Consider the following 23,209-nt stretch of genomic DNA (forward strand, 5'->3'; position numbering starts at 1 on the left):
TTTTTGTTTGCCTTTTTTTATATAATAATACTATTAGCAACCGAGAATGGAGAGAGTAATGACAGGTATTATTTTTACAGCAAAAGATATTTTTGAGCAAGAGTTTGGACGTGAAGTTCGTGGATATAGTAAGGTGGAAGTTGATGAATTTTTAGATGATGTCATCAAAGATTACGAAACTTATGCTGCTCTGGTCAAATCTCTCCGTCAGGAAATTTCAGAATTGAAAGATGAATTGTCTCGTAAATCACAAGTGTCGTCAGTTCAAGCAGAAACACTTGAGGTGACTGGAACAAGTTCAATGACGAATTTTGATATTTTGAAGCGCCTCAATCGTCTTGAAAAAGAAGTTTTTGGTAAACAAATTTTAGATAACTCAGATTTATAGGAGTTTATTTAAAGCATGCAATTTTTGGATAATCGCGTGAAGATATATTTTTCATGAGGAAAGTCCATGCTAGCACAGGCTGTGATGCCTGTAGTGTTTGTGCTAGGCGAAACCATAAGCCTAGGGACGAGAAATCGTTACGGCAGTTGAAATGGCTAAGTCCTTGGATAGGTCAGAGTAGGCTTGAAAGTGCCACAGTGACGGAGTCTTTCTGGAAACGGAGAGAGTGGAACGCGGTAAACCCCTCAAGCTAGCAACCCAAATTTCGGTCGGGGCATGGAGTGCACGGAAACGAACGTAGTACTCTGACGGTTACCATCTTAAACTGGTAACGGTAGACAGATGATTATCGAAGGAAGTGATCCTAGTCACTTCTGGAACAAAACATGGCTTATAGAAAATTGCATATAGGTTGGGGCTGAGAAAGATTTCTCAACCTCATTTTTTAAAGTGAACAAGAGAAAGGTCTTTAAAGACTGTAACATGAAAAAAGAATTTAATTTAATTGCAACGGTAGCCGCAGGTCTTGAAGCAGTGGTAGGACGAGAAGTGCGTGATTTGGGCTATGACTGTCAGGTTGAAAATGGACGCGTTTGTTTCCAAGGAGATGCTAGATCCATTATTGAAACCAATCTTTGGCTCCGTGCAGCAGATCGCGTCAAGATTTTAGTTGGAAGCTTTCCTGCTAAGACTTTTGAGGAGTTATTTCAAGGGGTATTTGCCTTGGATTGGGAAAACTATATCCCACTTGGAGCGCGTTTCCCGATTTCAAAGGCCAAATGTGTCAAATCAAAACTACACAACGAACCTAGTGTTCAGGCTATCTCTAAGAAAGCTGTTGTTAAGAAATTACAAAAACATTATGCTCGTCCAGAAGGTGTTCCTCTGATGGAAAATGGTCCAGAGTTTAAAATTGAAGTTTCAATTCTCAAGGATGTAGCGACTGTTATGATTGATACGACAGGATCTAGTCTCTTTAAACGTGGCTATCGTACGGAAAAAGGTGGAGCGCCAATTAAGGAAAATATGGCAGCAGCGATTTTACAACTGTCCAATTGGTATCCGGATAAGCCTTTTATTGATCCGACCTGTGGTTCAGGAACTTTTTGTATTGAAGCGGTCATGATTGCTAGAAAAATGGCTCCAGGTCTTCGTCGATCTTTTGCATTTGAAGAATGGAACTGGATCAGTGATCGCCTAATTCAAGAAGTTCGTACTGAAGCTGCCAAGAAAGTGGATCGTGAGTTGGAGTTAGATATCATGGGCTGCGATATTGATGCCCGTATGGTGGATATTGCTAAGGCCAATGCTCAAGCTGCAGGTGTTTCAGGGGATATTACCTTTAAACAGATGCGAGTACAGGATTTGCGTTCAGAAAAGATTAATGGTGTCATTATTTCTAATCCCCCTTATGGGGAACGCTTGTCAGATGATGCAGGGGTTACTAAACTTTATGCTGAAATGGGTCAAGTATTTGCTCCGCTTAAAACATGGAGTAAATTTATACTTACGAGTGACGAAGGATTTGAAAACAAGTATGGTAGCCAGGCAGATAAGAAGCGTAAATTATATAATGGGACCCTAAAAGTCGATTTGTATCAATATTTTGGTGAGCGTGTTAAACGTCAATAATAAAATGAGAAAGGTAAACTCATGACAAATAAAAGAAGTGATCGTCATAAAGAAGAACAAGAAGAATTACAGTTGGATTTTGATGAAGCAAAAGGTCTAACGGTCGGACAGGCTATGCGTAAAAATGAAGAAGTAGAAGCAGGAGTATTGCCTAGTGATTCTATTTTAGATAAGTATGTGAAACAGCATAAAGAAGAAATTGAAGCAGATAAATTCGAGACTCGTCAATATAAAACGGAGGACTTAGTTGAGACTCAGACTTTAGAAGAATTAATTCAGGGTGTTCGTGAATCTGTAGACGATTTGGAAGACTATTCCGAGGAAATGCCAAGTTCAGAAGAGACCATCCACTTACCTTTCAATGAGTTAGAAAAAGCAATCGATCCTTTTATAGTAGAGGATGGTAGGCACTCAGAAGGTGTTTTAGAAGAAGTGGTAGGGCCCCCTTCTCTATCAGATCAAGAAGACTCAGGAAAGAGAAAGAAAAAAAACTTTTTCGTGATAGTCTTGCTTCTTCTATCAATGCTTATTTGTGTAGGTGCTTACTATGTTTACCGTCAAGTTTCTCGCTCAACAAAGGAAATCCAAACTTCTCAGTCAACATCAAATAGTCAAGCAGATATTGAAGAATTTAATAACTTATATGATGCTTTTTACACAGATGCTAATAAAATTGCCTTGAAAAATAGTCAGTTTGATCAGTTAAGCCAGCTCAAGAAACTGTTAGATAAATTGGAAGGTAGTCGTGAATATGCACTTTCTAAATCAAAATACGATAGTCTTGCAAGTCAGATTAAAGCTGTTCAAGACGTGAATGCCTTATTTGAAACTCCAGTCCTTACGGATGGTGTTATAGATACTAATGCGAAAGCTAAAAAAGATGCTGCATTTACTGATATGAAAACAGGCAATACAGAACTTGATAAATTGCTAGATAAGGCTATTAGTCTTGGTAAGAGTCAACAAACGACAACTTCTAGTTCGAGTCAACAAGATAGTTCTAGCCAAGCGAGTTCTACTGCTAGTTCAGAAGCGAGTCCAAGTACATCAACATCAGCTTCAAATGAAAGAAAAGAATCTAGTAGTCAGGTAAATATGGGGCTCTCTAGTGCAGGTATTTCTCTTCAAAGAAGTGTTAGTCGTGTTCCTTATAATCAGTCTGCTATTGATGATAGTGGGAATTCAGCTTGGAAATTTACTCCGGGAGTATTGGAAAAAATCCTAGCGACTTCACGTTCACGTGGTTATATCACTGGTAACCAATATATCCTTGAACGTGTCAATATCGTTAACGGCAATGGTTATTACAACCTCTACAAGCCAGATGGAACTTATCTCTTTACTCTTAACTGTAAGACCGGTTATTTTGTTGGAAATGGTTCCGGACATGCAGACGCTTTGGACTATTAACCAGTCGTTACAAAATTCTTTCTTTTCAACATTAAAAATGATAAAATAAAACAAATTAAACAAGAGGAGTGTCATATGACAAAAGCTAACTTTGGTGTCGTAGGTATGGCCGTAATGGGTCGTAACCTTGCCCTTAATATTGAATCTCGTGGTTACACAGTTGCTATCTACAACCGTAGTAAAGAAAAAACTGAAGATGTAATTGCTTGCCATCCTGAAAAGAACTTTGTACCAAGCTATGACGTTGAAAGTTTTGTAAACTCAATCGAAAAACCTCGTCGTATTATGCTCATGGTTCAAGCTGGACCTGGTACAGATGCGACAATTCAAGCCCTTCTTCCACACCTTGACAAGGGTGATATCTTGATTGACGGCGGAAACACTTTCTACAAAGATACAATCCGTCGTAATGAAGAATTGGCAAACTCAGGTATCAACTTTATCGGTACTGGGGTTTCTGGTGGTGAAAAAGGTGCCCTTGAAGGTCCTTCTATCATGCCTGGTGGACAAAAAGAAGCCTACGAATTGGTTGCGGATGTTCTTGAAGAAATCTCAGCTAAAGCACCAGAAGATGGTAAACCATGTGTGACTTACATCGGTCCTGATGGAGCTGGTCATTATGTGAAAATGGTTCACAACGGTATTGAGTATGGTGATATGCAATTGATCGCAGAAAGCTATGATCTTATGCAACACTTGTTAGGCCTTTCTGCAGAAGACATGGCTGAAATCTTTACTGAGTGGAACAAGGGTGAATTGGACAGCTACTTGATCGAAATCACAGCTGATATCTTGAGTCGTAAAGATGATGAAGGTCAAGAAGGGCCAATCGTAGACTACATTCTTGATGCTGCAGGTAACAAGGGAACTGGTAAATGGACTAGCCAATCATCACTTGACCTTGGTGTGCCATTGTCACTCATCACTGAGTCAGTATTTGCACGTTACATTTCAACTTACAAAGAAGAACGTGTACATGCTAGCAAGGTTCTTCCAAAACCAGCTGACTTCAAATTTGAAGGAGACAAGGCTGAGTTGATTGAAAAAATCCGTCAAGCCCTTTACTTCTCAAAAATCATTTCATACGCACAAGGTTTTGCGCAATTGCGTGTAGCTTCTAAAGAAAACAACTGGAACTTGCCATTTGCAGACATCGCTTCTATCTGGCGTGATGGCTGTATCATCCGTTCTCGTTTCTTGCAAAAGATTACAGATGCTTACAACCGTGATGCAGACCTCGCTAACCTTCTTTTGGATGAATACTTCTTGGATGTTACTGCTAAGTACCAACAAGCAGTGCGTGATATCGTATCTCTTGCTGTTCAAGCTGGTGTACCAGTACCAACGTTCTCAGCAGCCATTACTTACTTTGATAGCTACCGTTCAGCTGACCTTCCAGCTAACTTGATCCAAGCACAACGTGACTACTTTGGTGCCCACACTTACCAACGTAAAGACAAAGAAGGAACCTTCCACTACTCTTGGTATGACGAAAAATAAGTAGGTCTGCCATGGGGAAACGGATTTTATTACTTGAGAAAGAACGAAATCTAGCTCATTTTTTAAGTTTGGAACTCCAAAAAGAGCAATACCGAGTTGATCAGGTTGAGGAGGGGCAAAAAGCCCTCTCCATGGCTCTTCAGACAGACTATGACTTGATTTTATTGAATGCTCGTCTGGGGGATATGACAGCCCAGGATTTTGCAGAGAAACTGAGCCGTACTAAACCAGCTTCAGTCATTATGGTCTTGGACCATCGTGAAGAATTACAAAATCAAATTGAGGACATCCAACGCTTTGCCGTTTCTTACATCTATAAGCCAGTTATTATTGAGAATCTGGTAGCCCGTATTTCAGCGATTTTTCGAGGTCGGGACTTCATTGACCAGCACTGTAGTCAGATGAAGGTTCCAACAGCTTGTCGCAATCTACGTATGGATGTGGAACATCATACTGTTTACCGTGGTGAGGAGATGATTGCTCTGACGCGCCGTGAGTATGACCTTCTGGCAACGCTTATGGGAAGCAAGAAAATCTTGACTCGTGAGCAATTATTGGAAAGTGTCTGGAAGTATGAAAGTGCGACCGAAACTAATATTGTGGATGTCTATATCCGTTATTTACGTAGCAAGCTTGATGTAAAAGGTCAAAAAAGTTACATTAAAACAGTTCGTGGTGTCGGTTACACCATGCAAGAATAGAAAGCAGTTGCAGTTGTGTAACTGCTTTTTTTAAGGGATATTCTATATATTGACATGCGGTTTGGTGTTTACTATAATCAGCTATGGAGGTTACGTCTAATGAAAATAATAAAAAAAATTGATGCGAATCTCATTAGCAGTCTTTTTCTTCGGTTTGTTAGCAACAAGTGCAGTATTGGCGGATGATGCTGATTCAGAAGGCTGGCAATTTCCAAGAAAATGGTAGAACCTACTACACGAAGGGGGAACTCAAAGAAACCTACTGGCGAGTGATTGATGGTAAGTACTATTATTTTGATTCTTTATCTAGAGAGACGGTTGTCGGCTGGCAATATATACCTGCTCCACACGAAGGGGTTACGATTGATTCTTCTCTAAGGCAAGATATTGCTTTTAGACCAGATTGGTTTTACTTTGGTCAAGATGGGGGTACTACAAGAATTTGTTGGTAAGCAAGTTTTAGAAGCAAAAACTGCTACAAATACCAACAAACACCATGGGGAACAATATGATAGTCCAGCAGAGAAACGAGTCTATTATTTTGAAGATCAGTGTAGATATCATACCTTAAAAACTGGTTGGGTTCATGATGAGGAACACTGGTATTATTTACTGAAGGATGGTGGCTTTGATTCTCGTACCAATAGATTGACTGTTGGGGAGCTAGCACGTGGTTGGACCAATGATAACTCAACTTGGTACTACCTAGACCCAGAAACTGGCATTATGCAAACGGGTTGGAAACAACTTGGCAATAAGTGGTACTATCTCCGTTCATCAGGAGCCATGGCAACTGGTTGGTATAAAGATGGTTCAACTTGGTACTACCTAAATGCAGGTAATGGAGATATGAAGACAGGCTGGTTCCAGGTCAATGGCAAATGGTACTATGCTTATAGCTCAGGTGCTTTGGCAGTGAATACGACCGTAGATGGCTATTCTGTCAATTATAATGGCGAATGGGTTCAATAATGAAAGAGGCGATTGTGAAGGAAACAATCGCTTTTTTTATGAAAATATAATAAAATAGATAGGAAAGAATAAATACTTGTATGAAAAATGGGACGGCTTTTTCGTCTAGCAAAAGGAAAAAATGACAAAAGAAGTGGGTGTCGGTCAGGCACATAGTAAGATAATTTTAATAGGGGAGCATGCGGTCGTTTACGGTTATCCTGCCATTTCCCTGCCTCTTTTGGAGGTGGAGGTGACCTGTAAGGTGGTCCCTGCTGAAAGTCCTTGGCGTCTTTATGAGGAGGATACCTTGTCCATGGCAGTTTATGCTTCTCTGGAGTATTTGGATATCAAAGAAGCCTGCATTCGCTGTGAGATTGACTCGGCTATCCCTGAAAAACGGGGAATGGGTTCGTCAGCTGCTATCAGCATAGCGGCCATTCGTGCGGTATTTGACTACTATCAGGCAAATCTGCCTCATGATGTATTAGAAATCTTGGTCAATCGGTCGGAGATGATTGCCCATATGAATCCAAGTGGTTTGGATGCCAAGACCTGTCTCAGTGACCAGCCTATTCGATTTATTAAGAATGTAGGATTTACAGAGTTTGAGATGGATTTATCTGCCTATTTGGTGATTGCCGATACGGGTGTTTATGGCCATACTCGTGAAGCTATTCAAGTGGTTCAAAACAAGGGCAAGGATGCCCTACCGTTTTTGCATGCCTTGGGAGAATTGACCCAGCAGGCAGAAGAAGCGATTTCACAAAAAGATGCTGAAGGATTGGGACAAATCCTCAGTCAAGCGCATTTACATTTAAAAGAAATTGGGGTCAGTAGCCCTGAGGCGGATTCTCTAGTTGAAACGGCTCTTAGTCATGGTGCTCTGGGGGCCAAGATGAGCGGTGGTGGGCTGGGAGGCTGTATCATAGCCTTAGCAGCCGATTTGACAGACGCACAAGAACTAGCAGAAAGATTAGAAGAGAAAGGAGCTGTTCAGACATGGATAGAGAGCCTGTAACAGTACGTTCCTACGCAAATATTGCTATTATCAAATATTGGGGAAAGAAAAAAGAAAAAGAGATGGTTCCTGCTACTAGCAGTATTTCTTTGACTTTGGAAAATATGTACACAGAGACGACCTTGTCGCCTCTACCAGCTCATGCGACGGCTGATGCCTTTTATATCAATAGTCAGCTACAAAATGAGGCGGAGCATGCCAAGATGAGCAAAATTATTGACCGTTATCGTCCAGCTGGTGAGGGCTTTGTTCGAATTGATACTCAAAATAATATGCCTACCGCAGCGGGCTTGTCCTCAAGTTCTAGTGGTTTGTCTGCCTTGGTCAAGGCTTGCAACGCTTATTTCAAGCTTGGTTTGAATCGGAGCCAGTTGGCGCAGGAAGCTAAGTTTGCTTCTGGGTCTTCCTCTCGTAGTTTTTACGGACCTCTAGGTGCTTGGGATAAGGATAGCGGTGAGATTTACCCTGTTAAGACAGAACTGAAATTGGCCATGATTATGTTGGTCTTGGAGGACAAGAAAAAACCAATCTCTAGTCGTGACGGGATGAAACTCTGTGTGGAAACCTCGACGACCTTTGATGACTGGGTCCGTCAGTCTGAGAAAGACTATCAGGATATGCTGGTTTATCTCAAGGAAAATGACTTTGCCAAGGTTGGGGAATTAACGGAGAAAAATGCCCTGGCTATGCACGCTACGACCAAAACAGCATCACCAGCCTTTTCTTATCTGACGGATACAAGCTATGAAGCAATGGACTTTGTCCGCCAGCTTCGTGAGCAAGGGGAAGCCTGCTACTTTACTATGGATGCTGGTCCCAATGTCAAAGTACTCTGTCAAGAGAAAGATTTGGAGCATTTATCAGAAATCTTCGGTCAACGTTATCGCTTGATTGTGTCAAAAACAAAGGATTTGAGTCAAGATGATTGTTGTTAAAACTTGCGGAAAACTCTATTGGGCAGGCGAATATGCTATTTTAGAGCCGGGACAGTTGGCCTTGATAAAGGACATTCCCATCTATATGAAGGGCGAGATTGCTTTTTCAGATAGTTACTGTATCTATTCGGATATGTTTGATTTCGCAGTGGATTTGACGCCAAATCCTGACTACAGCTTGATTCAAGATACAATTGCTTTGATGAATGACTTCCTCGCTGATCGTGGGCAAACCTTGCGACCTTTTTCTTTGGAGATCCGAGGGAAAATGGAACGAGAAGGGAAAAAGTTTGGTCTAGGTTCTAGCGGTAGCGTCGTTGTTTTGGTCATCAAGGCTCTGCTAGCTCTGTATAAGCTTTCGGTTGATCAGGACCTCTTGTTCAAGCTGGCTAGCGCGGTCTTGCTCAAGCGCGGAGACAATGGTTCTATGGGGGATCTTGCCTGTATTGTGGTAGAGGAATTGGTTCTTTACCAGTCATTTGATCGCCAGAAGGTAGCAGCTTGGTTGAAAGAAGAAAAATTGGCGACAGTTTTGGAGTGTGATTGGGGATTTTTAATCTCACAAGTGAAACCAACTCTAGAATGTGATTTTCTAGTGGGATGGACCAAGGAAGTGGCTGTATCGAGTCACATGGTTCAGCAAATCAAGCAAAATATCAATCAGAATTTTTTAAGTTCCTCAAAAGAAACGGTGCTTTCTTTGGTAGAAGCCTTGGAGCAGGGGGAATCAGAAAAAATTATCGAGCAAGTAGAAGTAGCCAGTAAGCTCTTAGAAAGCTTGAGCGCAGATATTTACACGCCTTCGCTTAGACAGTTGAAAGAAGCCAGTCAAGATTTGCAAGCTGTTGCTAAGAGTAGCGGCGCTGGTGGTGGTGATTGTGGTATTGCCTTGAGTTTTGATGAGCAATCAACTGAAACCCTAAAAAACCGTTGGGCCGATCTGGGGATTGAGCTCTTATACCAAGAAAGGATAGGACATGACGACAAATCGTAAGGATGAGCACATCCGCTATGCCCTTGAGCAAAAAAGCTCCTATAATAGCTTTGATGAGGTGGAGTTGATTCATTCTTCACTCCCTCTTTACGACCTAGATGAGATTGATCTTTCGACAGAATTTGCAGGGTACAAGTGGGACTTTCCTTTTTATATCAATGCCATGACAGGTGGGAGTGAAAAGGGTAAAGAAATCAATCAAAAACTAGCTCAGGTGGCAGAAGCCTGTGGTATTTTGTTTGTAACGGGCTCTTATAGCGCAGCCCTCAAGGATCCAGCAGATGACTCTTTTTCTGTCAAGTGTGATCATCCAAATCTCCTTCTTGGAACCAATATTGGATTGGATAAGCATGTTGAACTTGGTTTGCAGACTGTGACGGAGATGAATCCTTTACTTTTACAAGTGCATGTCAATGTTATGCAGGAATTGCTCATGCCTGAGGGAGAAAGGAAGTTTAGAAGTTGGCAATCGAATCTAGCAGACTATAGCAAGCAAATCCCCGTCCCTATTGTTCTCAAGGAAGTTGGTTTTGGAATGGATGTGAAGACCATTGAAAGAGCCTATGAACTGGGTGTTCGAGCCTTTGATGTATCGGGGCGTGGTGGTACCAGCTTTGCTTATATCGAAAACCGTCGCAGTGGTCAGCGTGATTACCTCAATCAATGGGGGCAGTCTACCATGCAAGCCCTTCTCAATGCTCAAGAATGGAAAGACAAGGTCGAACTCTTGGTCAGTGGAGGCGTTCGGAATCCGCTTGACATGATTAAATGTTTGATCTTTGGGGCTAAGGCAGTCGGTCTCTCTCGGACCATGTTAGAGCTAGTAGAAAACCACACGGTTGAAGAGGTCATTGTTATTGTTCAAGGCTGGAAAGCAGATCTACGCTTGATCATGTGTGCCCTTAATTGTGCAACCATAGCAGATCTGCAAAAAGTAGACTATCTTCTTTATGGAAAATTAAAAGAAGCAAATGATCAGATGAAAAAGGCGTAACCACCGCCTTTTTTCCATCCTCAGACCGAGGCGGCTTTTTTGAATTGTGTTAAAATAGAAAACAGAGGATCATCTATGAAAAAATTTCAAATCTTTTTGTTTATCGAAGTCTGTCTCTTGACAGGAGCTCTGATTTTAATGGTATCAGAGCATTTTTCGCGTTTTCTGTTGATTTTATTTCTATTTCTGCTTTTGATTCGTTACTATACAGGTAAAGAGGGCAATAACTTTTTTCTTCTTGTGGCGACAATTCTCTTCTTTTTCATCGTTATGCTCAATCCTTTTGTGATTCTAGCTATTTTTGTTGCGGTCATCTATAGCCTCTTTCTTCTTTATCCGATGATGAATCAGGAAAAAGAGCAGACCAATTTGGTTTTTGAAGAGGTGGTAACGGTTAAGAAGGAGAAAAATCGTTGGTTTGGAAATCTCCATCATTTTTCAAGCTACCAGACTTGCCAGTTTGATGATATCAATCTCTTTCGCCTCATGGGCAAGGACACTATTCATCTGGAGAGGGTCATCCTAACCAATCATGACAATGTCATTATCCTCAGAAAGATGATAGGAACGACCAAAATCATTGTGCCTGTAGATGTGGAAGTTAGTCTCAGTGTTAACTGTCTCTATGGGGATTTGACTTTTTTCAATCAGCCCAAGCGTGCTCTCCGCAATGAACACTATCATCAGGAAACAAGAGACTATCTCAAGAGTAACAAGAGTGTCAAGATTTTCTTGACTACTATGATTGGGGATGTTGAGGTGGTCAGAGGATGAAAAAACAAGCCTATGTAATCATTGCCATTACCTCCTTCCTGTTTGTCTTATTTTTCTCCCACAGCTTGCTGGAAATCCTTGACTTTGACTGGACTATTTTCTTGTATGATGTCGAAAAAACAGAAAAATTTGTCTTTTTGTTGTTGGTGTTCAGCATGTCCATGACCTGTCTCTTAGCCTTATTTTGGCGAGGTATTGAAGAGCTTTCTCTAAGAAAAATGCAGGCTAATCTCAAGCGTTTGTTGGCAGGGCAAGAAGTGGTTCAGGTTGCAGATCCAGATTTGGATGCCAGTTTCAAGTCCTTGTCAGGTAAACTTAACCTTTTGACAGAAGCTCTTCAAAAGGCTGAAAATCACAGTCTTGCTCAGGAAGAGGAAATCATAGAGAAAGAACGGAAGCGGATTGCTCGTGATTTGCATGATACAGTCAGTCAGGAGTTGTTTGCAGCCCACATGATTTTATCGGGTATCAGTCAGCAGGCTTTGAAATTGGATAGAGAAAAGATGCAGACCCAGTTGCAGAGCGTCACAGCTATTTTAGAAACTGCCCAGAAGGATTTGCGGGTCTTGCTCTTGCATTTGAGACCAGTTGAACTGGAGCAGAAGAGTCTGGTTGAAGGGATTCAAATCCTCTTAAAAGAGCTTGAGGACAAGAGTGATCTCAAGGTTAGTTTCAAGCAAAATGTTACGAAATTGCCTAAGAAAATCGAGGAGCATATCTTCCGTATCCTGCAAGAGTTGATCAGCAATACCCTCCGTCATGCCCAGGCCTCTTGTTTGGATGTCTATCTCTATCAGACAGATTTTGAATTGCAGCTGAAGGTGGTGGATAATGGGATTGGTTTCCAGTTAGGGAGTTTAGATGACATGAGTTATGGACTCCGCAATATCAAGGAGCGGGTTGAAGATATGGCAGGGACGGTTCAGTTATTGACAGCTCCCAAGCAAGGATTGGCAGTTGATATCCGTATTCCCCTGTTAGATAAGGAATGATAAAGGAGTAAAGATGAAAATTTTACTAGTAGATGACCACGAAATGGTTCGATTGGGCTTGAAAAGCTACTTTGATCTCCAAGATGATGTAGAAGTTGTGGGTGAGGCATCCAACGGGTCTCAAGGCATTGAGTTAGCCTTGGAATTGCGTCCAGATGTTATTGTCATGGATATCGTCATGCCTGAGATGAATGGGATTGATGCGACCTTGGCTATCCTCAAAGAATGGCCTGAAGCCAAGATTTTAATTGTGACTTCTTACTTGGATAATGAAAAAATCATGCCTGTCTTAGATGCAGGTGCTCGTGGCTATATGCTCAAGACTTCTAGTGCAGACGAACTACTCCATGCCGTCCGTAAGGTGGCTGCTGGAGAGTTGGCCATTGAGCAAGAGGTCAGCAAGAAGGTCGAATACCACCGTAACCACATAGAACTACATGAGGACCTGACTGCGCGTGAGCGAGATGTACTCCAACTCATCGCCAAGGGCTACGAAAATCAGCGTATCGCAGACGAACTTTTTATCTCTCTCAAGACGGTCAAGACCCACGTGTCCAACATTCTTGCCAAACTTGAAGTCAGCGATCGTACCCAGGCGGCAGTCTATGCCTTTCAGCACCACTTGGTAGGGCATGAAGACTTTTAATACTAGCACATTAAATTAAGAAAATAACAAAAAGGAAAATCTATGAGATACATTGTAAGCATTTTAGCTATCGGTCTTGTAATAGGAGGAGGAATCTTATTTTGGAAAAATAGAGAGAATACATCTCCTCGTATTCAAGCTGAAGAAAGTATTTCATCTACTTCTAGTCAAGAAACGAATCAATCACCTAAAACACAAGAGAGTCATTTAGTTCCGACAGAAGATATTGTTACCGAGGAATATACGGTTACTTATGAAGATAAAAAGCTGTATGGTCAAATCACTGCACCTAAAGATTATAAAAATAAAAAATTACCAGTAGTGGTCATCTCACATGGCTTTAACAATACATTTGATATGTATAAGGATTATATCCAATTGTTAGCAAAGCAAGGCTTTTTGGTCTATGGTTTTGACTATTATGGAGGAAGTCGCAATTCTAAAAGTGGTGGTCAAGATATGCTTCAAATGTCTGTAAAAACAGAACTAACAGACTTAACGAACGTAGTAGAGAAACTGACATCAGAAAGTTATGTTGATAAAGATCATCTGAGCATAATAGGTGTTAGTCAGGGTGGTGTAGTAGCTAGCCTGTATGCGGCTGCTAAACCTGAACATATCTACAAGCTTGGCCTGATTTTTCCCGCTTATGTTTTATTTGATGATGTGAAGGAAACTTATCAAAGTCTTGGAAGTCCATCCTTTGATCAGCTCCCTGATAGTTTGACACATCATAATGCTAGTTTGGGTAAAATTTATCTGACAGATGCACTAGATATTGATATTGAAGATGTACAGAGGAAGATTATTGCTCCTACTTTAATTGTACATGGGACGAATGATACAATTGCTCCCTATCAATATTCAGTTGATGCTATCCAAAGAATTCCAAATGCTAAACTGGTGACTGTAGAAGGTGGAAGTCATCGTATTGATGAGAATTTTAGTAAAATTGCCATACCAGACATTCAGAACTTTTTGGTAGAGTAAAGAATTTTTAGTAGCTGATCTTAGTATCAAAGAAGTGAGTAAGTAGCCCTAGCATGATTGAAGAGCGCATTCATTACTTGAAAAAAATCGCTCGTTTATGTTATAATAGACTGTATTTAAAAAATTTTAAGGAGAAATGACAGAATGTCTGTATCATTTGAAAACAAAGAAACAAACCGCGGAGTCTTGACTTTCACTATCTCTCAAGACCAAATCAAACCAGAATTGGACCGTGTCTTCAACTCAGTGAAGAAATCTCTTAATGTTCCAGGTTTCCGTAAAGGTCACCTTCCACGCCCTATCTTCGACAAAAAATTTGGTGAAGAGTCACTTTACCAAGACGTTATGAACGCTCTTTTGCCAAACGCTTATGAAGCAGCTGTAAAAGAAGCTGGTCTTGAAGTGGTTGCTCAACCAAAAATTGATGTAACTTCAATGGAAAAAGGTCAAGACTGGGTTATCACTGCTGAAGTCGTTACAAAACCTGAAGTAAAATTGGGTGACTACAAAAACCTTGAAGTATCAGTTGATGTAGAAAAAGAAGTAACTGACGCTGACGTTGAAGAGCGTATCGAACGCGAACGCAACAACTTGGCTGAATTGGTTATCAAAGAAGCTGCTGCTGAAAACGGCGACACTGTTGTCATTGACTTCGTTGGTTCTATTGATGGTGTTGAATTTGACGGTGGAAAAGGTGAAAACTTCTCACTTGGACTTGGTTCAGGTCAATTCATCCCTGGTTTCGAAGACCAATTAGTAGGTCACTCAGCTGGTGAAACTGTTGATGTAGTTGTAACATTCCCAGAAGACTACCAAGCAGAAGATCTTGCAGGTAAAGAAGCTAAATTCGTGACAACTATCCACGAAGTAAAAGCTAAAGAAGTTCCAGCTCTTGACGATGAACTTGCAAAAGACATCGACGAAGAAGTTGAAACACTTGCTGAATTGAAAGAAAAATACCGCAAGGAATTGGCTGCTGCCAAAGAAGAAGCTTACAAAGATGCCGTTGAAGGTGCAGCAATTGATAAAGCTGTAGAAAACGCTGAAATCGTAGAACTTCCAGAAGAAATGATCCACGAAGAAGTTCACCGTTCAGTAAACGAATTCCTTGGAAACTTGCAACGTCAAGGTATCAACCCTGACATGTACTTCCAAATCACTGGAACTACTCAAGAAGACCTTCACAAACAATACGAGGGAGAAGCTGAGGCACGTACTAAGACTAACCTTGTTATTGAAGCAGTTGCGAAAGCTGAAGGATTTGACGCTTCAGAAGAAGAAATCCAAAAAGAAATCGAGCAATTAGCAGCAGACTACAACATGGAAGTTTCTCAAGTACAAAGCTTACTTTCTGCTGACATGTTGAAACATGATATCACAATTAAAAAAGCTGTGGAGTTGATCACAAGCACAGCGACAGTAAAATAACCTTTTAAAAAGTTAAAAACCACCTGTATAGGTGGTTTTTCTTGTTTAATAGTCAATTTATTAAAACTTGGAGTTTTAATTAGTATTAAACCCTATATAATTGAGTTGAAGAATGAAATAGTGAAAATTCAAGATCAAAGTAAGGCTTGGATGGCCTCTTCAATTTGTTGTGGGTCTGTTTTGGAAGAGAAGCGTTCAAAGACTTGCCCATCTCGACCGATGAGAAACTTAGCGAAATTCCATTCGATTCGTTTTCCTAGTGGACCAGATTTCTGGTCTTTCAACCAAACATAGAGGGGATCTGCCTCCTTACCGTTGACCTTGATTTTGGCAAAACGTGGGAAGGTGGTTTGATAGTGTAGGCTACAGAAGGCGTTGATTTCTTCTGCACTACCTGGTGCTTGTCCCATAAACTGATTGCAAGGGAAGTCTAAAATCTCAAAACCTTGTTCTTGATAGCGGTCATAGAGTTCTTGGAGTCCTTGGTACTGGGGAGTTAAACCACATCCAGTAGCAGTGTTGACAAGCAAGAGAACTTTCCCACGATAGGCATCTAGTGAGATTTCTTGATTGTCTTGATTCAAGACTGAAAAATCGTATAGTGAAGTCATTGCTTTCTTTTCTCCTTCTGTTTGCTATTTTTAGCAGTTTTCTCCTCCTGTAGTGATAGAAATCCGTAGGTCATGGTTCCAAAAATGCTACCGATAATCAGGCCATACATCAGCAAAGGAACACTTTTATCAAATTGCATGAGCAACTTCACAAAATCTGGAAGGGACATCTGCTGAACGAAGACTTTATGAAAGATGAGTAAGGTAAAGAGGCCAATCTGAAGACCGATAAACACAACCCAGCTTCGAAATTTGATTTGGGCTTTGCTGTAGGTTTTGAGGATGATTTCTGACTTGTCATCTTTTTCCAGATGGAGTTCTTTGACGGCTCTTTGAGTTTTTAAAGTAATGAAAAAAATGAGTCCAGAGTAAACGTAGGGCATGGCATAGCGAACGGCTTCTATGAAGCGTCCAAATAATAGATAAAACAAGAAGAGGAAGAAGGAAGAATAAACGATTTGAACCATAGAGCGGGCACAAGCTTTGTAGATAATCTCTTGTCGGCATTCATCAAAAGGACCTTGGATGTGAAAGAGATTTCGAAGTAAGCGAGTGGTTAAGTCTTCTTTTTTCATGTTAGTAACCTCCTAAATGAGCGGTTTTTGATTGACTTCTTTAACGAGTTGATAGAGATAATAAAGATAAGTGATAGAAGAAAGGCTAGCGATAGTGAGCAGTAAATAATAATTCCAATTGCCTGAGACGAGCATCAGTTGTGGAAAAGATAGAATTATAAAGTATAGTGCTAAGTTGAGTATGCGTGTTTTTGGGGAGTTAATCTTTAGATAAGTTAGTCCTTTGTTAAGTGCTGGAAAAAAGACTAGCACGAGTAATATCTCTCTGATTGGCAAGTTCCCTGAAACGATGATGAAGATGAGCAGAGAACTGAACAAAAGATGATAGGTAAGTAAAGTTACTAGTGATTTCATAAGGTACCTCCTAATCCTCATCTTGATTTTTCTTAGTTTTTGCAATGCGACGGGAGATGAGGAACTGTATGCTCGCTCCGAAGAAAATAGAACCGAGAATGCTTGATACACCATTTCTTATAGTGAGGAGAGAATGCAAATAGTCCTGACCTTCACCTATGAGTATACTGAGAAGAGGAGTTATAAAAAACATCCATAGACCAAAGAACAAACCTGCTTTCAGACCTGGGTAGTGTAGTTGCTTGCTTTCTTTCTCGCTCAGCATATCTGGATCAATAGCTGTAATTCCTGTTTTTTTCATTTGGTAGGTGACATAGCCAGCAGCGATGAGGGCAATCACTAAAATCAGAGGAGGATAGATTAGAGCCACTTCTTGAGGGTATTTATAGGCCAGAAGGAGTGGAATAAGATTTCCGAAAATCATCAGATAAAAGAGGATGATAAAGACTTGGTTCCCAATACGATCGGCCTCACGCCGTTTGTATTCGTCAAGGGGACCAGAAATACCGTATGTGCGTTTGATCAGTTTTTCCGTGAAGGTTTCTTTTTTCATATGTTTGCTCCTTTTTTAAAAATTATCCTCCCAAAAGAGACTGTTGAGGTCAGTTTGGAGGCTACGGGCGAGATTGAGACAGAGTTCCAGGGTTGGATTGTACTTGTCGTTTTCAATCATATTGATGGTTTGTCTCGAGACACCAATATCCTTGGCGAGTTCGAGCTGGGAAATGCCTAGTTCCTTGCGAAATTCTTTCACACGATTCATCTGTTCTCCTTTCTGATTTGTGTCGTATATATTTGACTATATTATATTCTTCTATGAAATAGATGTCAAGCATATTTGACATATTTCTTAAAGAAATCTTACTTTTTTTGACCTATTTGTCTGACTAGTGCAAGCTAGTCGGATTTGTGGTAAAATAGATAGGATATGACAAAAGAATTTCATCATGTAACGGTCTTACTCCACGAAACGATTGATATGCTCGACGTAAAGCCTGACGGTATCTACGTTGATGCGACCTTGGGTGGAGCGGGCCATAGCGAATATTTATTAAGTAAATTAAGTGAAAAGGGCCATCTCTATGCCTTTGACCAAGATCAAAATGCTATTGATAATGCGCAAAAACGCTTGGCACCCTACATTGAAAAGGGAATGGTGACCTTTATCAAGGATAACTTCCGTCATTTACAGGCACGTTTGCGCGAAGCTGGTGTTCAGGAAATTGATGGAATTTGTTATGACTTGGGAGTGTCTAGTCCTCAATTGGATCAGCGTGAGCGTGGTTTTTCTTATAAAAAGGATGCGCCACTGGACATGCGGATGAATCAGGATGCTAGTCTGACAGCTTATGAAGTGGTGAACCATTATGACTATCATGACTTGGTTCGTATTTTCTTCAAATATGGCGAGGACAAATTCTCTAAACAGATCGCGCGTAAGATTGAACAGGCACGTGAAGTCAAGCCAATCGAGACAACGACTGAGTTGGCTGAGATTATCAAGTCGGCTAAGCCTGCCAAGGAGCTCAAGAAGAAGGGCCATCCTGCCAAGCAGATTTTCCAGGCTATTCGAATCGAGGTTAATGACGAGCTTGGTGCTGCAGATGAATCTATTCAGCAGGCCATGGATTTGTTGGCTATTGGTGGTAGAATTTCGGTGATTACTTTTCATTCGCTAGAAGATCGTTTGACCAAGCAATTGTTCAAGGAAGCTTCAACGGTTGAAGTTCCTAAAGGTTTACCTTTCATTCCAGATGATCTAAAACCTAAGATGGAATTAGTATCCCGTAAACCAATCATGCCAAGTGCTGAGGAGTTAGAAGCAAACAACCGTTCGCATTCAGCCAAGTTGCGTGTAGCCAGAAAAATTCACATGTAAGAGGGGAAAATGGCAGAAAGAATTGAAAAAACAAGTCATTTATTACAAGCTAAATTTAAGAGATTTTCACGAGTAGAGAAGTTTTTTTATCTTTCTATTGCTTTTACAGCACTCGTTTTAGCAGTTAGTATTATTTTTATGCAGACACGACTCCTGCAAGTGCAAAGTGATTTGACGAAAATGAATGCACAGATAGAGGAGAAAAAAACGGAGTTAGATGATGCAAAGCAGGAAGTAAATGAGTTGATCCGTTTAGAACGATTGAAAGAAATAGCAAATAAAAAAGATTTAAAATTGAATAATGAAAATATCCGAGCAGCGGAGTAATATATGAAGTGGACAGAAAAAATAATCCGATTTGCGGTTAAAAATCGTAAATCTCCATCATTAAATCGTCGTAAAGTTGGACGCAACCTTAGTTTAGTATCAGTTTTTCTTTTCTTGATATTTTTGATAAACTTTGCCACCATTATAGGTACAGGAAATCGTTTTGGGACAGATTTGGTTAAAGAAGCTAAGAAAGTACACCAAATCACTCGAATTGTCCCTGCTCGTAGAGGAACTATCTATGATCGAAATGGTGTTCCTATTGCCGAAGATGCGACGTCTTATAACGTCTATGCCATTATTGACGAGAAGTACAAATCGGCAACAGGTAAAATTCTATATGTGGAGAAATCACAGTTCAATAAAGTAGCTGAGATTTTTCATAAGTATTTGGATATAGATGAGTCGTATGTAAAAGATCAGCTTTCACAACCAAATCTAAATCAAGTCTCATTTGGTGCAAAAGGAAATGGAATTACTTTTGCAAATATGACGGCTATAAAAAAAGAATTAAAAGATGCAAATGTTGAGGGTGTTGATTTTACGACTAGTCCTAATCGAAGTTATCCTAATGGACAGTTTGCTTCATCTTTTATAGGTTTGGCCCAGCTCCATGAGAACGAAGATGGAAGTAAAAGTCTTTTGGGGACATCTGGGATGGAAAGTTCTTTGAATAGTATCCTGGCAGGAACAGATGGTATTGTTACTTATGAAAAGGACCGTCAGGGAAACATTGTACCAGGTACTGAAGAAGCTTCTCAACCAACTGTAGACGGGAAAGATGTTTATACAACAATTTCTAGCACCCTTCAATCCTTTATGGAAACCCAAATGGATGCTTTTCAAGAAAAGCTAAAAGCTAAGTATGTGAATGCAACGCTCGTGAGCGCAAAAACAGGTGAAATCCTTGCAACGACACAGCGTCCAACTTTTGATGCGGATACCAAAGAAGGGCTTACAAAAGACTTTGTTTGGCGGGATATTCTTTATCAAAGTAACTATGAACCCGGTTCAACAATGAAAGTTATGACACTAGCTTCTTCTATTGATAATAAGACTTTCCCAAATGGGGAATATTTTAATAGTAGTGAGTTAAGAATAGCAGATGCTACCATTCGAGATTGGGATGTTAACGGAGGATTGACTACAGGTCGGACAATGACTTTTTCTCAAGGTTTTGCTCACTCTAGTAATGTGGGGATGACTCTTCTTGAGCAAAAGATGGGGGATGCGACTTGGTTAGATTATCTAAACCGCTTTAAGTTTGGATATCCAACTCGTTTTGGTTTAACAGATGAATATGCAGGTCAACTTCCGGCTGATAATGTTGTCAATATTGCACAAAGTTCCTTTGGACAAGGGATTTCAGTTACACAAACTCAAATGTTACGAGCCTTTACAGCTATTGCAAATGACGGAGTCATGCTAGAACCTAAATTTATTAGTGCTATCTATGATCCAAACAATCAATCTGTACGTAAGTCTCAAAAAGAGATTGTAGGGAATCCTGTTTCAAAAGATGCAGCAAGTACGACTCGTAATCATATGGTGCTTGTTGGGACAGATCCTTTTTATGGGACCATGTATAATCATAGTACAGGTCAACCAATCATCACAGTTCCTGGACAAAATGTAGCTGTTAAGTCTGGTACAGCGCAAATTGCAGATGAAAAAAATGGTGGGTATCTGGTTGGTGATACGAACTATATTTTTTCAGCAGTATCCATGAATCCTGCAGAAAATCCTGATTTCATTTTATATATAACAGTGCAACAACCGGAGCATTATGTAAGTACTCAGATGGGAGATTTTGCAAATCCAATCTTAGAGAGAGCTGTTGCAATGAAAGAATCCCTTAATCTTCAATCAACAGTTAAAAATTTAGAGCAGGTAAATAGCAAAACTTCTTATGCAATGCCGAGTATTAAAGATATATCCCCTGGTGACTTAGCAGAAGCATTACGACGTAATATCGTGCAACCGATTGTACTTGGGACTGGAACAAAGATTAAGGAGGCTTCTGTAGCTGAGGGAAAAAATATTGAACCCAATGAGCAAGTTCTCCTTTTATCTGATAAGGTAGAAGAAATTCCAGATATGTATGGTTGGACAAAAGCGACTGCTGAAAAATTTGCAAAGTGGTTGGATATTGAACTTGAATTTGAAGGTTCGGGTTCCTTTGTTCAGAAACAAGATGTTCGTGCTAGTACAGCTTTAAAGAACATCAAAAATATTAAATTAACTTTAGGAGACTAATATGTTTATTTCTATTACTGCTGGGATTGTGACATTTTTACTAACTGTGGTAGGAATTCCAGCTTTTATACAGTATTATAGAAAGGCACAGATTACAGGCCAGCAAATGCATGAGGATGTCAAACAGCACCAAGCAAAAGCTGGTACTCCAACCATGGGAGGACTTGTATTCCTTATTGCAACAGTTATCGTGAGTTTCCTTTTTGCTCTTTTTACCCAACAGTTAACAAATAATGTTGGTATGATTTTGTTTATATTAGTGTTATATGGTCTGGTAGGTTTTTTGGATGACTTCCTTAAGGTTTTTCGAAAGATCAATGAGGGATTGAATCCGAAACAGAAATTAGCTCTGCAACTTTTAGGAGGAATTGTTTTTTACCTCTTTTATGAGCGTGGAGGAGATGTTCTTTCTGTCTTTGGTTATCCAGTTCATTTAGGTTTTTTCTATATTGTCTTCGCACTGTTCTGGCTAGTCGGTTTTTCAAATGCTGTTAATTTGACAGACGGGATTGATGGCTTAGCTAGTATTTCTGTGGTTATCAGTCTTTCTGCTTATGGAGTTATTGCCTATGTGCAAGGTCAGATGGATATTCTTCTGGTGATTTTGGCTATGATTGGTGGTTTGCTAGGATTCTTCGTATTTAACCATAAACCTGCTAAGGTTTTCATGGGTGATGTAGGAAGTTTAGCACTTGGTGGAATGCTTGCAGCTATTTCGATGGCTTTACATCAAGAATGGACTCTTTTGATTATTGGGATTATCTATGTTTTTGAAACAACTTCTGTAATGATGCAAGTGAGTTATTTCAAGCTATCAGGCGGTAAACGAATCTTTAGAATGACTCCTGTTCATCACCATTTTGAGCTGGGAGGATTGTCTGGTCAAGGAAATCCATGGAGTGAGTGGAAGGTTGATTTCTTCTTTTGGGGAATTGGTCTTCTAGCAAGTCTTCTTACCCTAGCCTTTCTATATCTTTTGTAAAAAGTGAGATTATGAGTTTCTTTAAGCATAGGAAGGGATTGGCGAATAATTTTTTAAGTCTAGTTTTTAGACACTAAGAGTTACTTCTTTTAATTTCAGATAAAAACAGGATGAAGTTGTACTTCATCCTGTTTTTGTGTGGTTAAAAGTTAGTTAGATTCATCCTTCCTACTCTTAAGTAGAAAAGTTGCCGTTAAGATTAGACTCAATCCTGACAAGAATAGTAATGGATTGGATGTTTCACCAGTAGCTGGTAGGTGTTTTTTAGCTGAGTGATTTTCAGTTTGAACAGGAATAGGACTAGACGAAATGTCTTCATCCTTGATTGCTAATGGGTGTATATCTGTTCCACTTGTCTTTTGCTCAGGAATATTGCTTAATCTGCTAGCTTTATAGACTACAGCATAGGTACTGAAGTGAGTAGTCGTAAATTCTGCCATTCCCTCGCGAATAGTAAAATCGAGTGCCTGCAACTCTTTGGATGGAGTTAGGTAGTAGACATTTTCGACAGCAGAGGAAATAGGCAGTCGGACTAAGACAGTTCCTTTTGGTTGTAAACTTTGACCTGTTGGATTTTTTAGATGAATATCGTAGGCATCATATGTCTTACCAAATAGTTCTTGAGCTAATACACGTCTACTTGAAATGTGGGAAATGCCTTCTAAATCAGTGATTCCACCAATAATCTCAACACCGGTATTTTCATCTTTTAAGACACGAAGTTTGTATTCAGGAACAGATACGGTAGGCGCATGTTCTTGTCCCGCTGTACCAATAGGCTTAGTGTATTCAGGAACAGAAACAGTAGGTGGCTGTTCTTGTCCCACTGTACCAATAGGCTTAGTGTATTCAGGAACAGAAACAGTAGG

General features: G+C 40.2%; 24 protein-coding genes, 1 other RNA gene and 1 pseudogene. 20 read left to right on the plus strand and 6 right to left on the minus strand.

What is annotated here, in order from left to right:
- Window positions 1-58 precede the first annotated feature (58 nt).
- The 16 genes and pseudogenes from gpsB to tig all read left to right on the plus strand — a co-directional run bounded on the left by gpsB (window position 59) and on the right by tig (window position 15,356).
- Window positions 59-388 carry a cell division regulator GpsB gene (gene gpsB / locus HMPREF1117_RS07005; protein ID WP_000145724.1) on the plus strand — a complete coding sequence of 110 codons (330 nt, stop codon included), beginning with the start codon at window positions 59-61 and terminating at the stop codon, window positions 386-388.
- Window positions 389-408: 20 nt separating this feature from the next.
- An RNA gene (rnpB, locus tag HMPREF1117_RS11630) (RNase P RNA component class B) lies at window positions 409-787 on the plus strand.
- 84 nt (window positions 788-871) lie between these two features.
- The gene (locus tag HMPREF1117_RS07010) at window positions 872-2,020 is read left to right on the plus strand and encodes a THUMP domain-containing class I SAM-dependent RNA methyltransferase (RefSeq protein WP_000711373.1); all 1,149 of its coding nucleotides are present in this window, start codon (window positions 872-874) and stop codon (window positions 2,018-2,020) included.
- A gap of 21 nt (window positions 2,021-2,041) precedes the next feature.
- Window positions 2,042-3,430, plus strand: a complete 1,389-nt coding sequence (gene mapZ / locus HMPREF1117_RS07015) for a cell division site-positioning protein MapZ (protein ID WP_000182678.1) — start codon at window positions 2,042-2,044, stop codon at window positions 3,428-3,430.
- Between the two features lie 75 nt (window positions 3,431-3,505).
- On the plus strand, window positions 3,506-4,930 hold the full coding sequence (gene gndA, locus HMPREF1117_RS07020; RefSeq protein WP_000158789.1) for an NADP-dependent phosphogluconate dehydrogenase: 1,425 nt from the start codon (window positions 3,506-3,508) through the stop codon (window positions 4,928-4,930).
- An 11-nt stretch (window positions 4,931-4,941) separates the two neighbouring features.
- A complete protein-coding gene (locus tag HMPREF1117_RS07025; protein WP_000518032.1) occupies window positions 4,942-5,631 on the plus strand; it encodes a response regulator transcription factor in 690 nt (229 codons plus the stop codon).
- A 121-nt stretch (window positions 5,632-5,752) separates the two neighbouring features.
- Window positions 5,753-6,603, plus strand: a pseudogene (locus HMPREF1117_RS07030) (N-acetylmuramoyl-L-alanine amidase family protein).
- A gap of 121 nt (window positions 6,604-6,724) precedes the next feature.
- Complete coding sequence (gene mvk, locus HMPREF1117_RS07035; protein WP_000159875.1) at window positions 6,725-7,603, plus strand: mevalonate kinase; 879 nt, start codon at window positions 6,725-6,727, stop codon at window positions 7,601-7,603.
- A complete protein-coding gene (gene mvaD / locus HMPREF1117_RS07040) occupies window positions 7,585-8,538 on the plus strand; it encodes a diphosphomevalonate decarboxylase (RefSeq protein ID WP_000373451.1) in 954 nt (317 codons plus the stop codon). Before mvk ends, mvaD begins: the two co-directional genes overlap by 19 nt.
- Window positions 8,525-9,532 carry a phosphomevalonate kinase gene (locus HMPREF1117_RS07045; RefSeq protein ID WP_000637613.1) on the plus strand — a complete coding sequence of 336 codons (1,008 nt, stop codon included), beginning with the start codon at window positions 8,525-8,527 and terminating at the stop codon, window positions 9,530-9,532. Before mvaD ends, HMPREF1117_RS07045 begins: the two co-directional genes overlap by 14 nt.
- Complete coding sequence (fni, locus tag HMPREF1117_RS07050) at window positions 9,516-10,526, plus strand: type 2 isopentenyl-diphosphate Delta-isomerase (protein WP_000210659.1); 1,011 nt, start codon at window positions 9,516-9,518, stop codon at window positions 10,524-10,526. Before HMPREF1117_RS07045 ends, fni begins: the two co-directional genes overlap by 17 nt.
- A gap of 75 nt (window positions 10,527-10,601) precedes the next feature.
- Window positions 10,602-11,300 (plus strand): cell wall-active antibiotics response protein LiaF, encoded by a 699-nt coding sequence (gene liaF / locus HMPREF1117_RS07055; protein ID WP_000714496.1) that lies wholly within the window; start codon window positions 10,602-10,604, stop codon window positions 11,298-11,300.
- Window positions 11,297-12,292, plus strand: a complete 996-nt coding sequence (locus tag HMPREF1117_RS07060; protein WP_000743653.1) for a sensor histidine kinase — start codon at window positions 11,297-11,299, stop codon at window positions 12,290-12,292. Before liaF ends, HMPREF1117_RS07060 begins: the two co-directional genes overlap by 4 nt.
- A gap of 13 nt (window positions 12,293-12,305) precedes the next feature.
- On the plus strand, window positions 12,306-12,938 hold the full coding sequence (locus HMPREF1117_RS07065; protein WP_000698440.1) for a response regulator transcription factor: 633 nt from the start codon (window positions 12,306-12,308) through the stop codon (window positions 12,936-12,938).
- A 42-nt stretch (window positions 12,939-12,980) separates the two neighbouring features.
- Window positions 12,981-13,928, plus strand: coding sequence for an alpha/beta hydrolase family protein (locus HMPREF1117_RS07070; RefSeq protein WP_001269540.1), 948 nt, complete (start codon window positions 12,981-12,983; stop codon window positions 13,926-13,928).
- A gap of 144 nt (window positions 13,929-14,072) precedes the next feature.
- Window positions 14,073-15,356 carry a trigger factor gene (gene tig / locus HMPREF1117_RS07075; protein ID WP_000116492.1) on the plus strand — a complete coding sequence of 428 codons (1,284 nt, stop codon included), beginning with the start codon at window positions 14,073-14,075 and terminating at the stop codon, window positions 15,354-15,356.
- 134 nt (window positions 15,357-15,490) lie between these two features.
- Here the strand turns inward: tig and HMPREF1117_RS07080 are convergent, their stop codons facing one another.
- The 5 genes from HMPREF1117_RS07080 to HMPREF1117_RS07095 are packed head-to-tail and all read right to left on the minus strand — an operon-like array spanning window position 15,491 to window position 17,659.
- A complete protein-coding gene (locus tag HMPREF1117_RS07080) occupies window positions 15,491-15,967 on the minus strand; it encodes a glutathione peroxidase (RefSeq protein ID WP_000203044.1) in 477 nt (158 codons plus the stop codon).
- A complete protein-coding gene (locus HMPREF1117_RS07085; RefSeq protein ID WP_000711242.1) occupies window positions 15,964-16,542 on the minus strand; it encodes a DUF3278 domain-containing protein in 579 nt (192 codons plus the stop codon). Before HMPREF1117_RS07085 ends, HMPREF1117_RS07080 begins: the two co-directional genes overlap by 4 nt.
- Before the next feature lie 12 nt (window positions 16,543-16,554).
- The gene (locus HMPREF1117_RS11990) at window positions 16,555-16,896 is read right to left on the minus strand and encodes a hypothetical protein (protein WP_000839387.1); all 342 of its coding nucleotides are present in this window, start codon (window positions 16,894-16,896) and stop codon (window positions 16,555-16,557) included.
- Between the two features lie 10 nt (window positions 16,897-16,906).
- Window positions 16,907-17,449 carry a DUF3278 domain-containing protein gene (locus HMPREF1117_RS07090; RefSeq protein ID WP_000712361.1) on the minus strand — a complete coding sequence of 181 codons (543 nt, stop codon included), beginning with the start codon at window positions 17,447-17,449 and terminating at the stop codon, window positions 16,907-16,909.
- 15 nt (window positions 17,450-17,464) lie between these two features.
- Window positions 17,465-17,659 carry a helix-turn-helix transcriptional regulator gene (locus HMPREF1117_RS07095; RefSeq protein ID WP_001082471.1) on the minus strand — a complete coding sequence of 65 codons (195 nt, stop codon included), beginning with the start codon at window positions 17,657-17,659 and terminating at the stop codon, window positions 17,465-17,467.
- A gap of 165 nt (window positions 17,660-17,824) precedes the next feature.
- On the opposite strand from HMPREF1117_RS07095, the gene rsmH reads away from it, so the two are divergent.
- The 4 genes from rsmH to mraY are packed head-to-tail and all read left to right on the plus strand — an operon-like array spanning window position 17,825 to window position 22,340.
- Entirely contained in the window at window positions 17,825-18,775 is a 951-nt protein-coding gene (rsmH, locus tag HMPREF1117_RS07100) for a 16S rRNA (cytosine(1402)-N(4))-methyltransferase RsmH (protein WP_000159398.1), read from the plus strand.
- A gap of 9 nt (window positions 18,776-18,784) precedes the next feature.
- Window positions 18,785-19,102 (plus strand): cell division protein FtsL, encoded by a 318-nt coding sequence (ftsL, locus tag HMPREF1117_RS07105; RefSeq protein ID WP_000840793.1) that lies wholly within the window; start codon window positions 18,785-18,787, stop codon window positions 19,100-19,102.
- A 3-nt stretch (window positions 19,103-19,105) separates the two neighbouring features.
- Window positions 19,106-21,358, plus strand: a complete 2,253-nt coding sequence (pbp2x, locus tag HMPREF1117_RS07110) for a penicillin-binding protein PBP2X (protein ID WP_000872177.1) — start codon at window positions 19,106-19,108, stop codon at window positions 21,356-21,358.
- A gap of 1 nt (window position 21,359) precedes the next feature.
- Window positions 21,360-22,340 (plus strand): phospho-N-acetylmuramoyl-pentapeptide-transferase, encoded by a 981-nt coding sequence (gene mraY / locus HMPREF1117_RS07115; RefSeq protein WP_000470849.1) that lies wholly within the window; start codon window positions 21,360-21,362, stop codon window positions 22,338-22,340.
- A gap of 149 nt (window positions 22,341-22,489) precedes the next feature.
- Here the strand turns inward: mraY and HMPREF1117_RS07120 are convergent.
- A partial coding sequence (locus tag HMPREF1117_RS07120; protein ID WP_000299391.1) for an SIALI-17 repeat-containing surface protein occupies window positions 22,490-23,209 on the minus strand: 720 nt, incomplete at its 5' end.

The sequence above is a fragment of the Streptococcus sp. SK643 genome (assembly GCF_000259505.1).
Lineage (GTDB): Bacteria > Bacillota > Bacilli > Lactobacillales > Streptococcaceae > Streptococcus.

What these genes read in the sequence shown, in the direction of transcription:
- HMPREF1117_RS07010 (WP_000711373.1), top strand. Translation starts at nt 872, where the DNA reads ATGAAAAAAGAATTTAATTTAATTGCAACGGTAGCCGCAGGTCTTGAA.
- HMPREF1117_RS07085 (WP_000711242.1), bottom strand. Translation starts at nt 16,542, where the DNA reads ATGAAAAAAGAAGACTTAACCACTCGCTTACTTCGAAATCTCTTTCAC.
- HMPREF1117_RS07025 (WP_000518032.1), top strand. Translation starts at nt 4,942, where the DNA reads ATGGGGAAACGGATTTTATTACTTGAGAAAGAACGAAATCTAGCTCAT.
- liaF (WP_000714496.1), top strand. Translation starts at nt 10,602, where the DNA reads ATGAAAAAATTTCAAATCTTTTTGTTTATCGAAGTCTGTCTCTTGACA.
- pbp2x (WP_000872177.1), top strand. Translation starts at nt 19,106, where the DNA reads ATGAAGTGGACAGAAAAAATAATCCGATTTGCGGTTAAAAATCGTAAA.
- mapZ (WP_000182678.1), top strand. Translation starts at nt 2,042, where the DNA reads ATGACAAATAAAAGAAGTGATCGTCATAAAGAAGAACAAGAAGAATTA.
- HMPREF1117_RS07095 (WP_001082471.1), bottom strand. Translation starts at nt 17,659, where the DNA reads ATGAATCGTGTGAAAGAATTTCGCAAGGAACTAGGCATTTCCCAGCTC.
- gndA (WP_000158789.1), top strand. Translation starts at nt 3,506, where the DNA reads ATGACAAAAGCTAACTTTGGTGTCGTAGGTATGGCCGTAATGGGTCGT.
- HMPREF1117_RS07045 (WP_000637613.1), top strand. Translation starts at nt 8,525, where the DNA reads ATGATTGTTGTTAAAACTTGCGGAAAACTCTATTGGGCAGGCGAATAT.
- HMPREF1117_RS07090 (WP_000712361.1), bottom strand. Translation starts at nt 17,449, where the DNA reads ATGAAAAAAGAAACCTTCACGGAAAAACTGATCAAACGCACATACGGT.
- HMPREF1117_RS07060 (WP_000743653.1), top strand. Translation starts at nt 11,297, where the DNA reads ATGAAAAAACAAGCCTATGTAATCATTGCCATTACCTCCTTCCTGTTT.
- rsmH (WP_000159398.1), top strand. Translation starts at nt 17,825, where the DNA reads ATGACAAAAGAATTTCATCATGTAACGGTCTTACTCCACGAAACGATT.
- gpsB (WP_000145724.1), top strand. Translation starts at nt 59, where the DNA reads ATGACAGGTATTATTTTTACAGCAAAAGATATTTTTGAGCAAGAGTTT.
- HMPREF1117_RS07070 (WP_001269540.1), top strand. Translation starts at nt 12,981, where the DNA reads ATGAGATACATTGTAAGCATTTTAGCTATCGGTCTTGTAATAGGAGGA.
- mvaD (WP_000373451.1), top strand. Translation starts at nt 7,585, where the DNA reads ATGGATAGAGAGCCTGTAACAGTACGTTCCTACGCAAATATTGCTATT.
- HMPREF1117_RS07080 (WP_000203044.1), bottom strand. Translation starts at nt 15,967, where the DNA reads ATGACTTCACTATACGATTTTTCAGTCTTGAATCAAGACAATCAAGAA.
- ftsL (WP_000840793.1), top strand. Translation starts at nt 18,785, where the DNA reads ATGGCAGAAAGAATTGAAAAAACAAGTCATTTATTACAAGCTAAATTT.
- HMPREF1117_RS07065 (WP_000698440.1), top strand. Translation starts at nt 12,306, where the DNA reads ATGAAAATTTTACTAGTAGATGACCACGAAATGGTTCGATTGGGCTTG.
- tig (WP_000116492.1), top strand. Translation starts at nt 14,073, where the DNA reads ATGTCTGTATCATTTGAAAACAAAGAAACAAACCGCGGAGTCTTGACT.
- fni (WP_000210659.1), top strand. Translation starts at nt 9,516, where the DNA reads ATGACGACAAATCGTAAGGATGAGCACATCCGCTATGCCCTTGAGCAA.
- mvk (WP_000159875.1), top strand. Translation starts at nt 6,725, where the DNA reads ATGACAAAAGAAGTGGGTGTCGGTCAGGCACATAGTAAGATAATTTTA.
- HMPREF1117_RS11990 (WP_000839387.1), bottom strand. Translation starts at nt 16,896, where the DNA reads ATGAAATCACTAGTAACTTTACTTACCTATCATCTTTTGTTCAGTTCT.
- mraY (WP_000470849.1), top strand. Translation starts at nt 21,360, where the DNA reads ATGTTTATTTCTATTACTGCTGGGATTGTGACATTTTTACTAACTGTG.